The following is a 14,426-nucleotide window of genomic DNA, read 5'->3' as shown; positions in this document are numbered from 1 at the left end:
TACCTTGCCAGCCGTTAGCAGAGCAAAGCCTGCCTTGGCTGACATAGGTAACGGCGACAGCGCCACTGGAACGTTAGTAAGGAGCACCGGTCCACATCGCTCGACTACTCGAGCAAGCTTCTCGGTTACTGACTGGTTTGGCTTCGTGTTTTGTGACATCGAAGGGCTCTCCTTGTGAAGGCGGAAGAAGGCCCTCAGTTTGCGGTGTACAAACTGAGGGCCACCGTTGCGCGAACGTCTTTCGCGCCTCGATTTCCTCATTTAGTAAGAGATTGTCCTGCGGCAATTTTGCCACTGACCGAGACCTTAGGCGTTGAGGACAAGTTCACGGAAGCTATCGGGCTCATCTACTGAGCCTTACGGCTACGTATGCTAGGGAGACGCTGATTAATTCTGAAGTGCAATCCTCGCGCCATTAAAAATCAATAGGTTACGCGCGCTTGATGGCCGAAAAATCGAATTAATCAGTGCTTCCCTAGGGGTGCTCTAGCTGCTTGGAAGGATTTCTGCTTTGAGCGTATAAACGGGGTCGATACATAAAAAAGCCCCGCCAACTTCCGCCGGCGGGGCTACCTGAGGTCAGACTACAACTTTGTCCTAATCAGCCATGCTGATGCGCCGATAACGATGTCTATCATTACCTTGCCAGCCGTTAGCAGAGCAAAGCCTGCCTTGGCTGACATAGGTAACGGCGACAGCGCCACTGGAACGTTAGTAAGGAGCACCGGTCCACATCGCTCGACTACTCGAGCAAGCTTCTCGGTTACTGACTGGTTTGGCTTCGTGTTTTGTGACATCGAAGGGCTCTCCTTGTGAAGGCGGAAGAAGGCCCTCAGTTTGCGGTGTACAAACTGAGGGCCACCGTTGCGCGAACGTCTTTCGCGCCTCGATTTCCTCATTTAGTAAGAGATTGTCCTGCGGCAATTTTGCCACTGACCGAGACCTTAGGCGTTGAGGACAAGTTCACGGAAGCTATCGGGCTCATCTACTGAGCCTTACGGCTACGTATGCTAGGGAGACGCTGATTAATTCTGAAGTGCAATCCTCGCGCCATTAAAAATCAATAGGTTACGCGCGCTTGATGGCCGAAAAATCGAATTAATCAGTGCTTCCCTAGGGGTGCTCTAGCTGCTTGGAAGGATTTCTGCTTTGAGCGTATAAACGGGGTCGATACATAAAAAAGCCCCGCCAACTTCCGCCGGCGGGGCTACCTGAGGTCAGACTACAACTTTGTCCTAATCAGCCATGCTGATGCGCCGATAACGATGTCTATCATTACCTTGCCAGCCGTTAGCAGAGCAAAGCCTGCCTTGGCTGACATGGGTAACGGTGACAACGCCACTGGAACGTTAGTAAGAAGCACCGGCCCACCTCGACCGCCTATTGAGCAAGTTTCTCGGCTGCTGACTGTTTTGGCTTCGTGTTTATGGACATCGAAAGGCTTCCGTGTAAAGGTGGAAGAAGGCCCCCGGTTTGTTGTGACCAAATCGGGGGCCACCCGTGTGCGAGCGTCTGACGCGTCACCATTTACTCCATCCGTATGGCTAACGAACCTAGCTACATAAGGTATCGATAACCTTGTGGAGACTATGCATGCAGACCTACCTTGTACCGCCCGTCGGCGTAGCCATGCCAATTCCTGCGGCGCCTGGAACACGTGCTGAAGCGATTGCGCTCATCGTAGAGTGCCTTCCATGCCCGCCCGCAGCCGGTGCATTTCGCATCGTCACAATCGACGAGTTTGACGTCTCGCCAGATGACTCCTGCACGATAGAAGTCTTCGCTGTCGGGCTGCGACACTATGGAGGAGGGTGTTGGGGGCTAATTGAGGCGTCGGCTGCTGCTACCCAGGCGTCCACCGATTTTTTATCGACGCCCGCTGATGTGCTGCTTTGGCTCAAGGCACTCAGAGAGTGTTGGCCGGTGAGCGTTCCTGGTTTCTCTTGCACGCTCGAGCAGGTGGACGACTTCCACGTGCTCCAGTTTTTCGATGACTCACGCCTTCTATCGTCGGTCACGTGGAATGCACCGGATAGCGATACCGCTTATCGAATGCCGGATACGCTTGAGCTCCCCCAACATCTGTGGGGGACGCCCTACTGTCCGACATTGGCCAACTCTACGAAGCCTTGCGAGCCTTGAACTTGCTCTCTTTGCGGAAGTAAAAATCGTCCAGGGTATCGAGCCGGATGACGAATTTTTCTCCATCCAGCGTCATTTCCCCATACGCATACCATTGGATGGTCTCGTCGACGCCAAGATTCGCTAGCTCTGCGAGTGTCCTGGTATGCGCTTGCGGGGGAGTGTTTGAGTCGTAGGTCTCGCCGCGGTAGTGCACCTCGACAGTCCGCGGGCAGGGTTTCTTTGCTTCGGCACCCTTTGGCACGACTTGAGGTTCAGAGCGGATTGCGAAGCCCGCAGGGGATACTATGGCCTCACCTTTCTTCGCATGGAAGATGCGTTTATCTGCCTTGCGCTCGTAGTGGGCGCTCCAGAACGCAGTCTCATACGTCAAGCCCTTCTGTTCGAACAGCTGGAGCGGATAGCTGCTAGCTGTCTCCTTGAGTAACTTGCTTTGGGCTACTTTGTCGAGGTTTTGCTTTTTTCCTTGGTCGAAGCACCAGCGACTAATCTTGTTCTTTGACTCGACTATCACTTCAAGGACGCTTGAGGTGAAAGTTGCAGCCCCATACTCGATGCCGGCGCGATGTCGGCGTACACGAATCTCTTCATCGCTCAGGATATCGTCGTCGCTACCACCAGGCGCATTCACAACTCGCGGCTTCGGCTTCGCCACAAACTTTTCAGGGAAACGGAAATCTTGGTCTGGAATTCGCTTACCGTGCTTGCCGCTCGTTGGCTCGACAATTACGTCAAGCGGCGTGCCGTCGCACGCGCCTTTGTGTCCATCGTTCCTTGTGACAAAAAATGCGGAGCTTTACCAATCTTGCCGTCAGTGTAGATGTTCCGGGCGAAGTAGGTACAAAGACAAAAAGCGCACTTGAAGCCAGAACGAACCATCCCAGTGCGGAGGTACTCGTCTCGGCAGTGAGATGCAGTTACCTCTTCGTTATTTGAGTTCAGGGCAATGTATGGCATGCGTGCATCAGCAAAGTGTAGGTGACCATTTTTGCACAGAATAGTTCCTTGTGGCAATGATGTGGCTTGTTGAACATCGGTTGCCACAGTACGGATTTTTACTTCAGCAGCCTTGTAGAGCAGGCAATGCAACTCATCCGAAGCCTAGTAAAGAGGTGTTCCACGGCGGCGCCTAGGCCGGAGGAATCTTCTGTTGCGTTCATCCTGCCCTGGCTTCGTCTCGCTACAGCATCCCGTTGGGCCGAAGCAGACGTTGTGCTACTATCTTCTCCAGGCGTCTGGGCCTAACCTGCTCCCGGGTTAAAGCAGACTTGTAGTGTACGCAACACTTGCATTCCATTCATTGGGTCGCAGTGCGTAATCGGGAGACACACTGACCTCGAGCTGATATGACTGGAATCGCGCTATGGCTAACTACGCCATTTCACTGACATCCCTGCGTTTACTCAAGAACGCTCTGCAAGACCGTTTTCCTTTCGTCAAATCGTCGCACCTAAGCGAAGCCGTCGCTGCCGCTGCCGGCTTTCGCACGAACGCAGCTCTTATAGCTCACTCTTCTAGCACCTCGTCCCTGCCTACTTTGCGTCTTGACAACATACTGTTTGTCGAGCGGTTGCATTCCTTTGGCTACTCTGACGTTATGCCATTCGCCTTCGGCGAACTATCGCTAAAAACGCAAGATGCTTTCGGCGCCGCTGCAACCGCCACCACACTGTCTACTGAGGAAACAACGATGCCCAAGCTTTTCTTTTCCTACTCTCACGTCGACGAAGCGCTGCGCGACAGGCTCGAAGTTCACTTGTCGCTCATTAAAAAACAGGGGCTAATCGAAACTTGGCATGACCGGGGCATTACGGCTGGGTCAAATCTAAGCGCGGCCATTGATGAGAACCTTGAAAGTGCCGACGTAATTCTGCTTCTCGTCAGCGCGGACTTTTTGGCGTCCTGGTACTGCTATTCCATCGAGATGAAGCGAGCGCTCGAGAGGCATGCGGAGGGCACGGCGCGGGTCATCCCCGTAATCCTGGAGCCATGTGATTGGCATACAGCCCCCTTCGGCAAGCTTCTTGCCGTTCCAAAGGACGGCAAGGCTGTGACTACCTGGGCGAACCAAGCTGAAGCATGGACTGATGCGGTGCGACAAATCCGCAAGGCAGTTGAGGAAGTAGCACGAGCCAAGTCGCCACCGAAGGCAGCACCCGGAGCTGGTCCGGAGGTGGCGTCAGGTTGGGGCGTTGGTCCTCAAGGATTCTCGGATTCAGACTCGATGCGAGCGCCCACCGCAGGAGCTGGCCAGTCGATGTCCGAGAGACCGAGGTCTAGCAATCTACGGCTCAAGAAAGAGTTTTCGGACTTTGACCGTGACAAATTTTTGCACGATACGTTTGACTACATGGGAAAGTTCTTCCAGGCGTCTTTGGAAGAGGTAGCTAGCCGTAACGCCGGCATTCAGGTGCGGTTTCAGCAAAATGGGAGCGATGCGTTCTCAGCGTTCATCTACAGGGACGGGAAGGCCGTTTCTGAGTGCTTGATTTGGTTAGGTGGCCTTGGAGGTCGTTCGCAGGCTTTGACCTTCTCCCACAATGCGAATTCAGCAAGGGGTTCGTTCAATGAAATGGTTACCATCGAGTCCGACAGCCAATCGATGTACTTCAAGACCTTGGGGATGCAACACCACCACTCAGAGCGGGATGCTCAGCTGTCAGAGCAGGGCGCTTCGGAGTACTTTTGGGGTATGTTCATTGAGCGACTGCAGCGATAGGTCTAGTACATAAACCTAGCTGCGACAACGACTGTTGGCAATATCCTTTCGTTGTCAACGGCGTGTTTACGGGTTCCGGACGACTTCTCACAGCGAGGATGGCTCGGCCGTGCTCGGACCCAGTAGGGATGGGCTGGGCGCACGTAAGAACATCTTGTCAGCGCGGAGTTGATGGCCCCTCGCTACGGCTGGGCTTATAATGTTCAGTCTTGTCTCTACACTTACCAAAGCCGAGAGCCCATGGAAATGTACTTGAAAGTAGCTCGACCCCTGCACGTATTGATAGTTGAGACAGATGAGGACATTCGAGAACTTTTGGAGACGCTCTTTGTCAGCCAAGGGTGCACGGTTAGCTGCGCGAGTGGTCCTTTTGAGGCACTTGAGTTGGCGAAATCGAACGTGCCTGACGCTATCTTTACTGAGCTGATTTTCCCAGATATCAATGGGTTCGAGCTGTGCCGCCGGCTCAGGGCAATGCCTGAAATTGCGACGAAGTTTATTGTGGCGCTAACGGGATTTACCGCAACTGGTGTTGAGGAAACAATTCTGGATGCAGGCTTCGATAGATATCTGCTAAAGCCAGTGAACTTGCAGTTCTTGCTCTCGCTGTTAGAGACGATGAAGAAGCTGTAAGCTTGATGGCGGGACGGTGCGCACGTCAGCGGGCTACGACAGGTATCTGTCGTAGCCCGCTTTGCTGAGAATTACGAGTTCGAGCTTACGCCGGCAGCTCTTCGGTTGACCTGTTCGCCTCCGCACTCAAAACGGTGAATATGCGAAGTTTCCGAATCTTAGAAACTGCAAGGATGTCGCTCTGAGCTTTTGCTTTGATGAGTCCTGAGTTCACTACTTCGGTAGCAGAGCGGATGAACCGTTCTCTGTCCACTCCACCCAACGCTGCAGAGATTTCGTCAATGGTCAGTGGTACACCGGCGACTTCTCGCGTGCGAACTATCACACCCTCCTTCGTCCTTAGTCCAAAGAACATGTGCTTCGCGCATGCCCATTCCTGCAGCATTCCAACTACTTTCGGGTCACTGGGGTCCGCCAACCAACAGACCAGGGTAGCGCCGATTTGCAGTCGGAATAAGTACAGAGCCTGTTCGCTTGCGAGGACCACCTCAGCGCCGACACTCCATTGAACGCGGGCGCGGGGTTTGTCTATGTCGTGTGAAAGGTCTGCCAGAAGCATCGGACGGGTGCCCTCCAAGTCTGGAATTCTCGGTATCAGTCCTAAGTCCTTCGTGCACGTGATGCTCCCTTGGTTGAGGCTACCGCCGTGGTTCGCTTTTGAAGTGGCTTTCATTTTCCTGTCCTATCTATGGTCTCATCCGGTGGATGTATCAGCGTTCGAAGCGCATGCTTCTTGTGCTGTATAGGTAGAAGTGCTGGAAAAGTTAGCCTTTTTCCTGACGTGCAGAACATTGTCGCCGAGGGACCGTTCCACGCAGAGTTGGTCAAGACTGGCGCATGCTCGTACCGGAAGGCATGCGTCGCGTTGGTAGCAGACCGGCTCCCCAATTTGCGGCCGATTCGGACACCATAGACTCCGGTGCAGGCGAAGTAGGGTTAGCCCTAGAGGGTATTGCCGCGACGCGTTACTCTGCCTCTACAGTTCATCAATTTTTGCGGATACTAAGGAGACCAGTCCGCCTGGCTCAACGTTGAGTGCCTTGGCGAGACGTAAAACTGTAGCAAGCGACGGCGCCTTCGTGCCTAACTCGAGCAATGAGATGTACTTTCTTTGAAGACCAGCTTCCAACCCAAGTTGCTCTTGAGTTATCTTTTTTTCGATTCGCAGTGTTCTAAGCACTGCGCCGAATGCACCTGCGACGTTGGCTTCCAAAAAAATCCCCCTATAGTGGGAGGAATGTCGTGGATGCGGTAAAATCTGTCATCCCACTACAGTGGGAATGGGAGTCAGGCACATCTCTTCTCAGTTTTTTGTACACCTACTGTACTCAACGCGACGCGCGCTTTCGCCGGGAAAATCATGCTAGCAACACAACTGAAGGCCGACATACTAACTCGGGACGGACGCCAACTTCTGCCGGCGTCGTTTCGGATTGAGGAACTGATTGTCCTCACGCGGGAAATCGCATTATTCACCGATGGACTCCTGAGTCACGACGAAACCGTGGAGCTCAGCAGATTCTTGATTTCCTACTTGAAAAGACTGCTGGCAAGCCAAGGCAATGAGCGGCTTAAGCAATACGAGAGTAGCCCTGGTGACCTGTTGCCGGCACTGGCATATGAGCTCAACGAACTAATCCGAAACGAACTAGTGTCGCGCCTGATTGGTCACACATCGACGCCAATCAATTTCAGAAATCTGTTCGACGAGCACTTTGCTAACAATGAATCAGCTGGACAGACGAGTCCGTAACGCTCAACGGAGAAAGGTTTGCTGATGCGGCTGCGAACGCAGCGGCGACAACGAAGGAAGCACGGAGAACAAAGACGAACGAACAGTCCGAGCCGGCGATGATGGGCCCGACTATAGCCAAGTACTGGCAGACTTCCCCCGTCCGAAGACGCATGGAGCTATCAGCGGCTTTCAGCCGAAGCTTCTATTTACGAAGCACGCAGGCAAATTCTACGCAGCTGGCTGCTCGCCTCCCGAACTCTACAGTCGCTGGGGCCGGTGCGAAGACTTGGCTAAGTGGACGAGGGCAAAGTCCTTAGAGTCTAAACATGGCAAACGGTCCCATATGACTGAGCTAGCGATACTTGAACAGTACTTTCCGCGCCTCATCGCGACCGCATGGACATCTGAGGCGGAGGCGCGATTCATCATCAGGCGCGCGGCGGAGCCGCTTAATTGGCCGCTGCCTCCGGCAGCAAATCCGTGAGCAGTGGGTGCGCGCAGACATGCCTGAGCCCGTAGGCATAGAAGACGTGCCAAGCAGTTTAACTTCGCAGAAGGCAGTAAGCTCAATGGAGCGTGCATGAACCCAACTGTATTTCTGGACTTCGACGACGTCCTTGCTGTCCATAAGGTACACAACGGCTACCGAGTTCTTGAGGCCTTCGATTGTGGTGAGCTGGATACTGCATCCGAGCTGTGGTCCAACGTCTTCAATGCCGGCGCCCGAAAAAATTTGCTCGCGTTGCACGAGGAGTTCGAGCCCAGCTATGTGATTTCCTCCACTTGGGCATCGTACCTGAATCGCGACCAAATTCGCGAGGTGCTCAGTCGCACGGGGCTGCAGTTTGTAAGCGAAAACCTAAACGAGGACTGGCGTACTCCCCGTGATTCAGTGTCCGGTAGATTAAGCGAAATTGAGTCTTGGCTCGAACAGCACGTGCCGGAGGCCAGCCATGCTTTTGTCATCATCGACGACCACATGTCAGGATGGGCACTATCGGGCTCTTGGCTAGAAGAGAGAACCGTTTTCTGTGATGCTTGGCTTGGCTTTACCTATCCGAAGCTACGGACGGCGCGAAAAATACTTCAGAGACAAGTCGGGAGTTAGCTTGGCTCCTATATTTTTCGCTTTGTGCACGAGCCCGGCCGAGGATGCCTTCGAAGCCGCGATAGAAAAAGCTTTTGTCCGCGGGTTGCGTTGACATCAGGCGCACGATGGCGCAAAGGTTCTCATACAGGCTTTGAATGAAGTGGGTGTCAGAGCAGAAAGTACACAATGAGCATTCTTTCCGACCACTTGGCGGCGGCAAGACGTTCAGCCGGCATGACGCAGGCTGAGTTAGCGAAGCGGGCTGACGTGAAGCGCAGCACAATCACGGGCATCGAGACCGGCGCTGTTGACCCGGCCGTAGATACGGTATTGTCAATTTCCCGAGCGCTTGGTGTGGAGCCTTTGCTTGTGCCCAAGTGGCTGCGCAGCGAGGTAATCGGATTCATTCGGTCGGGTGGCAAAATCATCGGACAACCACCAGGTGTCGGGGCACCACTGTCCGTCGTCGACGAACTGCTAAAAACTCGTAAGGAGCCTTAGAAGAACGTGGCCCAAAGCAGTATTGTGGTGACTATCATGCCGCCCACAACGCCGAACGTGCCAAGGACTTTGATAATTTTAATCCGCCCTTCAGAGGTTTCAATGTATCGAAGTAGCTTTTCCACAGGATACCTCCAGTTGACAGAATCCAATCATACCGGAATTTGGAGGGCAGGAACGGATGCTCGTATCTGGCTCGGAAGGGGCGATGCATCGGTCTGGCGGTTGCATTCCATACCACACCCTACGATATTTGCTTTTGCACGAGACCTCGAACGCCTCAAATTAGCGATACTGCGTTGACTGTATCGGCCGCTATCTTGAAGGGGTGAGCAATTTAAAGCGGACCAAGGATTTTTCGAAAGCATTACAGGCTTTCATGTCAGCAATTACTTTGTCGATGTCCTCGTAGTCGAAAGCTGCAGTCCATTCATGTGCTAGTTGCATTGCGCTAAGGAAAGGCACTGGGTTTCCTTCGCGTGTCAACACGCGAAGGCAATCGAGATACTCTTCTCGAAACAGTGTAGGGATAATAATTCGGCAGCTACCCGCAACCGATAGCTCAGCATTCATCACCAGTCGGGCAAGACGGCCATTTCCGTCGTTAAACGGATGAACTTCGGCGATGAGGAACATTGCGAGTAACGCCCGTGCGATACCGGAAGGCACAGTGGGCAGCATCTGCGACCCTTCTACCAGCGTTCCGCGCACTAAACGTGGAGCTACGAACTCGGTATTTCCAGCACGATTCGGTTTTGCTTTGAATTCTCCCGGCCCTACCTCAGGACGCTCCTTCATCTGGTCGGCGTGCCGCTCCTGTAGCTGGGTAAGAACTGATTGCCCAGAGCTGAGAGTTTGATTTGCCCAGCCTGGGTTAAGTGCTTGACGGAACACGCCGAGGATATCATGTGAGTCCTTCGGTCTTTCGATGATTGGCTTACCTTCCAAAACAATGCCTTTGGCCTCATCAATTTCGAATTCGGTTCCTTCAATAAAATTACTGAAGTAGGACTCAAGGAAGGCGAAATGCGTTTTTGCCTGCTCTGTTTTCACAACAGTTGGCGGCTGAGCCAAGGGCGTTGTGCGAAGGTGTTGCGCTAGCTTTTCGAGTAAAGCTAATCGGTTAGCGTCATAGGGAATCGCGGCTACCATTGCCTTCCCGGCAACAGTGGACATGGCGGACTTTCGTGTACCTAAAATGCTTCCGATGAGCCCATCAAGGATAGTGTGTTCGCGCTCTAAGTTAAGAGTAGGTGCCAATGCCTTCGCACTATCACGCAAAACACCAAGAGCATCTTCCCCGCGAGCCTCGCAGATTTCAATAAGTCGTTGCTCAACAGCAGCTGGGCCTACGGATTTCTGAACCTTTCCGCGGGAAACGGTAAGATTTTCTAGTAATGCTCGTGCGCTCGACGGGAAGAAAAGTTGACGACCCATCATGGGCATATCCCCTAACGCGGCCGGGGGGCCGTCAAGCAGTTGCACAGTCAGGCCAGGTAAGTCAATACGTTTTGTGTAGGTGTAAGTTAGATAGATGACTCCGTCGCTAGGCGCCCCTCCCATAAAAGCACTTCGCGGACCAATGATGGCACCTGGGTATAGCGCCGCGAGCACCCTTATCCTCTCGCGCGCAATAAGCGCTTCCCAAGATTGTTCCGGAAGGCTCGTGATGACTCCGGTAGCAATGCGTTTCAACTCGCCATTTCGCTGGCGTCGTTGCACCGCTCGAATCTCGGCGGGTGTCATCTCAGCATAGAGAAGTAGGGTGTCGTCGAGTGTCGCTTTTTTTCGTGCTATTGCCACAGTAAGAATCCTTGTGTCGTCTTTATTTAATTATGATGACGCTTTTGTCGTTTTTTCTTATGGGAAGCGAAGTAAGGCCAGTCGAGTTTGTCGCATTTTTTAGCTTTCGGTCCTCGTTTCCCCCAAATTTGTCGCAATCATTATAGTATATAGAGTAATTTGTCGTTTTATTTTAAATAATTTTGTCCTTCCGTGCGATTTCCGCGCTTTAGGTCTTGCGGACAAGGTGAGACCGTGAAAACTACGTCCATCGCGGGTAAGCTCGCTATTACAAGTTCATTGTCGTAAGGAAATTGTTTTCGAAAAGCTCAACTTCGTGGTTTAAGACATAGTGAAATTGCGGAGCCGGAGCGGGGCGCTCGTATTGCTTGGAAAGAGGCGTTTGTAAGGGTTGGGAGCCGCAACGAAGGCCAGATGACAAGGCACTACCCGAATTTCTGCAGTGTTAACCCAGCGTAGACATGGAGGGGCCATAAGGCGTGTTAGCTTGGCTGGGGTAACGTAATCAACACAACCGCGGCTCGTTGGATTTACCCTAGGAGCGACTGCTAGGTTCGCTTCCACTAACGTTCGTCGCTATCAAACGGCAAGTACGTGAGTACAGCATTCGTTTCGAATGCGTGAATAGCCGGCCGTTCAAACGTTTGCTGAGTGGGCAAGGTCGCAATGCGCAGAGTTTGCTGACTGGACCTGGCTGCACACGCCACAACTTTCATACCAGTTGCGACGAAGCGCAATGTACGAGGAGATGCTTCGTATGTGGCCCGCGTCGTTTAAGCGCTGGCTCGTCGAAAATCACAACCGGTTGCTTAAGGGAACTCTGACAGGCGCCGAGGTCGTTAGTGACGCTATAGCTTGCCAGCACCTGCCTGTGGACGTTGAAGGCTGGGACGAGCTGCGTGAGCGATACTTTAATGAGTTCGCTCCCGCCGTGTACTTCATCGAAGATGAACGTATGACGCGTGCGTTCCGGAGGTATTCAAGAAGTGGCTGAAAGTACGTACGGCTTCGACCGGAGTAGAGGCATGATATAAGCCAAAATAAAGGAAAGCCGCCTGAGGGCGGCTTTTGATTGTTCGACGTAACTACCTGGTTAAATTTCCAGGCTGGCGCCATCCTGCTGACCCTACAAGCTCACTGTTTTTTCGGCGCAACCGTGACTGCCGAGCGCTGAGCTCGCGGCGCAGTGAAGAGGAACGCCTTGTCCCCTTTGACGTTCCACACGGTTTCCTGCAGGCCCCAAAATACGTTGTGTTGCGGCTTCGTCGTCGTCGTTGCGCCTACAGAGTATTTGCCGCTCTGAGTCCACAACACTACATAGTCCCCTTTCTTGACTGCCACTACAGGGAAGAAGAAGACGTGGCGGAGTTTGTTAGAAGGTGTTTCATTGGAGCCGTATGTGCTGTCGGTGAGGAGGTAATCGCCGAGATTGCAGTCAGCTTCAACCGCCAGGAAGACGTGCTCGCTGCGCACGTCGCCAGTATTGTTAACGGAAATAATTTTCAGCATTGTTGTGCCCTAGCTTGGTTGTGGGACAAAATTGTCCAGTCACCTAGATGCGGTTGGCATGCTAATTTGCAAGTTTCGGCCTAAGCAGCTAATAAATATTCGAAGGTCATGCCAACGACTAGGGTGCTCCGTCCGCCGGTAAAGAGGGCAGTGATGCCTCAGCAGTTCGGATTCTTGCCACAGTGGGTAGCTTCGGCCAGCTAGAACTATGTTGGCTCTGCTCAACAGACCTTTCTCGCGCCCGAGAGTCTGAGCTGTCGACAGTAGGATTGCGTTTCTTTGCAAACGTTCCTATATTGAGTACAATCGTACCTAATTTAGGAACATATAATTATGCAACCACTTGACGCCATCTTTTCACCACCGGAACAGCGCCTTCTTGCTACAGTGTTAGCACATCCGGAAGTTGACTACGGCACCCTCGAACTTTTGAGTGAGATGGGCAGCAGTCGGGGCGCCGGCAGCACGCTGTTGAATCGATGGGTTGAGTTTGGATTGTTAAAGGAAAAACGTGTTGGCAATCAGCGCCGTCTGACTGCAAATCCCCAGTTCCTTCTGTATCCCGAACTGCGAAGGATGGCGCTGAAAACAGTCGGGTTGTCTCAACCTCTAGCACGCGCCCTGCGACCGCTCGCTGATAAGCTACATGAGGCCTTCGTGTTTGGGTCCGTTGCCGCTGGCACGGACACCAGTGACAGCGATATCGACTTAGTTGTCGTAGGGGATGTGGACCTCTTCGCTGTTTCTCCATTGCTAGACACTGTAGAGCAAGAACTTGGAAGGCCTATCCACGTGAACGTTTATAGTGCAGAGGAGTGGTCGTCCGAAAGTGACCCTGTCCTTCAGGCTATCAAGGCTGGTCCACGTATCGACTTAACAGGAGAGCTCCGTGGTACGACCCGTTGAATATGACAATCTTCTTGCGAACGGCACCTTCAAACCTGCCGCTGTAAGTAAGGCGTCAATTGACCAGTTCATGCGCAGTGCGGAAGAGATGTCGACCGCATCGAAGGCTACTGCCAGTGCTGCTCCTAGGTTTACACTCGCTTACGAAGGCATGTTCAACGTAGTGATGGCTGTGCTTGAGTTTCGCGGTGCTCGCCCCGGCGATAGTCCAGGTCATCGGGCGACCGCTATCCAGCGCGTGGCCGCCGATTTAGGCCTAGATTGGACGAAGCAAAGCGTCCTTACGCGTCTGCATGATAGTCGCAATCGAGTGACCTATCGCCAGTCCGTTCCGCCCGTGACCAAAGCCGATGCGGATGCCATGTACAGTGTTTTGCATGAAATGCTGACGGCGGCTACTGCGCTTATAAGCGCCCAGGATAATAGTAAGGTCTAATAGGAATTGAAGCTGTGGTTTCGCTTCACAGTCTTGAGTCGGCCGAGGCTTGATGATATGAAACTTGTGGCGACCACGGCCCTAGAGGCATCTGGTCTTCGTCACACAAATAATGTCTAATTCTGTTCATTTGGGCTCGCCATTTTTTCTGCATCCTCAAGTGGAGGGAGTACCTCGGCGAAAAGCGTCTGAAGCGTTCTCACAGTCCTAACGACAGATGTATGTCCTGTTAGCACTGCGGTAAGCATGCCGCACATTGTGTTGAGCCCGTTTGAGCTGATGACGAGTTGGTATAGTAGTACCGCCGGAAATCCTTCGCGATGTCGTTGCAGAGGATGAACTCCGCTGTGGATGTAGGAGTTCATTGGGCTCGCAGAAATCGCTTTGAACTGCATCAAAGGCCGTACGGCCATAGACGGGCCATGCTTCTCAAGTGCCTTCAGCATCTCTGTAGCCATGGGGAGCTTGTTGGCAGTTTTTTGAGTATCTTCGTTAAGAGGTGCCAGCAATTTTTCGATTTCTATGTCCGTTGCTGCGTACAGGAGCCACATCGCCCGAGTCAGGGCCTCGAACTGAACGCGCAGCAACGCAGTAGCTGATATATGAAGCCCTGCTGCAATCAGGCTCTGAACACCGCTAGCGTGCTCAAATGCAATCCCGCAAGCGTCCATCGTCAGTGAGAAACGTCGTTCAGGATAGGGAGCGACACTATCGTAAATGGCGATGAGTTCATCGTGAAGAAGATTGGATTTAGCTAGAAGCTCTACAGGCATACAGTTACGTTTCTATTCATTGATGCAGGATGACGGGCCGCTATGTGTCATTGAAATTCACAACGACTAACTGCTCTCTCGAAGTCTATGGGGCTCAGCATGCTTCATTGTTCGTAACGTCAGCAGCATTCTAGGGTAAGCGTCATCCCAGCACCGTCTTGAGAGCTGGGAGCAAAGGC

General features: G+C 52.9%; 13 protein-coding genes. 7 read left to right on the top strand and 6 right to left on the bottom strand.

All coding sequences use genetic code 11. The features are described from left to right. Positions 1 to 2,119: 2,119 nt before the first annotated feature. On the bottom strand, positions 2,120 to 2,797 hold the full coding sequence (locus QWL29_RS25365; protein WP_305825636.1) for a hypothetical protein: 678 nt from the start codon (positions 2,795 to 2,797) through the stop codon (positions 2,120 to 2,122). Between the two features lie 708 nt (positions 2,798 to 3,505). Between QWL29_RS25365 and QWL29_RS25360 the strand changes: the two genes are divergently transcribed. Together QWL29_RS25360 and QWL29_RS25355 are read left to right on the top strand one after the other, a co-directional pair. Further along, a complete protein-coding gene (locus tag QWL29_RS25360) occupies positions 3,506 to 4,861 on the top strand; it encodes a toll/interleukin-1 receptor domain-containing protein (RefSeq protein WP_305825635.1) in 1,356 nt (451 codons plus the stop codon). Positions 4,862 to 5,101: 240 nt separating this feature from the next. Next, a complete protein-coding gene (locus QWL29_RS25355; RefSeq protein ID WP_305825634.1) occupies positions 5,102 to 5,494 on the top strand; it encodes a response regulator in 393 nt (130 codons plus the stop codon). Positions 5,495 to 5,579: 85 nt separating this feature from the next. Here QWL29_RS25355 and QWL29_RS25350 read toward each other — a convergent pair whose 3' ends face one another. Together QWL29_RS25350 and QWL29_RS25345 are read right to left on the bottom strand one after the other, a co-directional pair. Beyond that, positions 5,580 to 6,167, bottom strand: coding sequence for a hypothetical protein (locus tag QWL29_RS25350; RefSeq protein ID WP_305825633.1), 588 nt, complete (start codon positions 6,165 to 6,167; stop codon positions 5,580 to 5,582). 303 nt (positions 6,168 to 6,470) lie between these two features. Beyond that, complete coding sequence (locus QWL29_RS25345; RefSeq protein WP_305825632.1) at positions 6,471 to 6,707, bottom strand: helix-turn-helix domain-containing protein; 237 nt, start codon at positions 6,705 to 6,707, stop codon at positions 6,471 to 6,473. Between the two features lie 147 nt (positions 6,708 to 6,854). Here QWL29_RS25345 and QWL29_RS25340 point away from each other — a divergent pair, with 147 nt between their 5' ends. The 3 genes from QWL29_RS25340 (at position 6,855) to QWL29_RS25330 (ending at position 8,820) form a co-directional block, all read left to right on the top strand. Continuing rightward, entirely contained in the window at positions 6,855 to 7,247 is a 393-nt protein-coding gene (locus QWL29_RS25340) for a hypothetical protein (RefSeq protein WP_305825631.1), read from the top strand. Positions 7,248 to 7,809: 562 nt separating this feature from the next. After that, positions 7,810 to 8,337, top strand: coding sequence for an HAD domain-containing protein (locus tag QWL29_RS25335; RefSeq protein ID WP_305825630.1), 528 nt, complete (start codon positions 7,810 to 7,812; stop codon positions 8,335 to 8,337). A 168-nt stretch (positions 8,338 to 8,505) separates the two neighbouring features. Next, positions 8,506 to 8,820 (top strand): helix-turn-helix transcriptional regulator, encoded by a 315-nt coding sequence (locus QWL29_RS25330; protein WP_305825629.1) that lies wholly within the window; start codon positions 8,506 to 8,508, stop codon positions 8,818 to 8,820. A gap of 315 nt (positions 8,821 to 9,135) precedes the next feature. On the opposite strand, the gene QWL29_RS26890 is transcribed toward QWL29_RS25330, so the two are convergent. Continuing rightward, complete coding sequence (locus QWL29_RS26890) at positions 9,136 to 10,623, bottom strand: Fic family protein (protein ID WP_305825628.1); 1,488 nt, start codon at positions 10,621 to 10,623, stop codon at positions 9,136 to 9,138. Between the two features lie 1,134 nt (positions 10,624 to 11,757). Then, positions 11,758 to 12,132, bottom strand: coding sequence for a lamin tail domain-containing protein (locus tag QWL29_RS25320; RefSeq protein WP_305825627.1), 375 nt, complete (start codon positions 12,130 to 12,132; stop codon positions 11,758 to 11,760). Positions 12,133 to 12,465: 333 nt separating this feature from the next. On the opposite strand from QWL29_RS25320, the gene QWL29_RS25315 reads away from it, so the two are divergent. Both QWL29_RS25315 and QWL29_RS25310 read left to right on the top strand, forming a co-directional pair. Then, positions 12,466 to 13,038 carry a nucleotidyltransferase domain-containing protein gene (locus QWL29_RS25315; protein ID WP_305825626.1) on the top strand — a complete coding sequence of 191 codons (573 nt, stop codon included), beginning with the start codon at positions 12,466 to 12,468 and terminating at the stop codon, positions 13,036 to 13,038. Further along, on the top strand, positions 13,022 to 13,474 hold the full coding sequence (locus QWL29_RS25310; protein WP_305825625.1) for a hypothetical protein: 453 nt from the start codon (positions 13,022 to 13,024) through the stop codon (positions 13,472 to 13,474). The genes QWL29_RS25315 and QWL29_RS25310 overlap by 17 nt, the downstream gene beginning before the upstream one ends. A gap of 116 nt (positions 13,475 to 13,590) precedes the next feature. On the opposite strand, the gene QWL29_RS25305 is transcribed toward QWL29_RS25310, so the two are convergent. Beyond that, the gene (locus QWL29_RS25305; protein ID WP_305825624.1) at positions 13,591 to 14,247 is read right to left on the bottom strand and encodes a DUF6988 family protein; all 657 of its coding nucleotides are present in this window, start codon (positions 14,245 to 14,247) and stop codon (positions 13,591 to 13,593) included. Positions 14,248 to 14,426: the final 179 nt, after the last annotated feature.

Origin of the sequence: Massilia brevitalea (assembly GCF_030711405.1) — a bacterium.
Classification (GTDB): domain Bacteria; phylum Pseudomonadota; class Gammaproteobacteria; order Burkholderiales; family Burkholderiaceae_D; genus Telluria; species Telluria brevitalea.
This window is presented reverse-complemented; position numbering and strand designations above follow the sequence as displayed.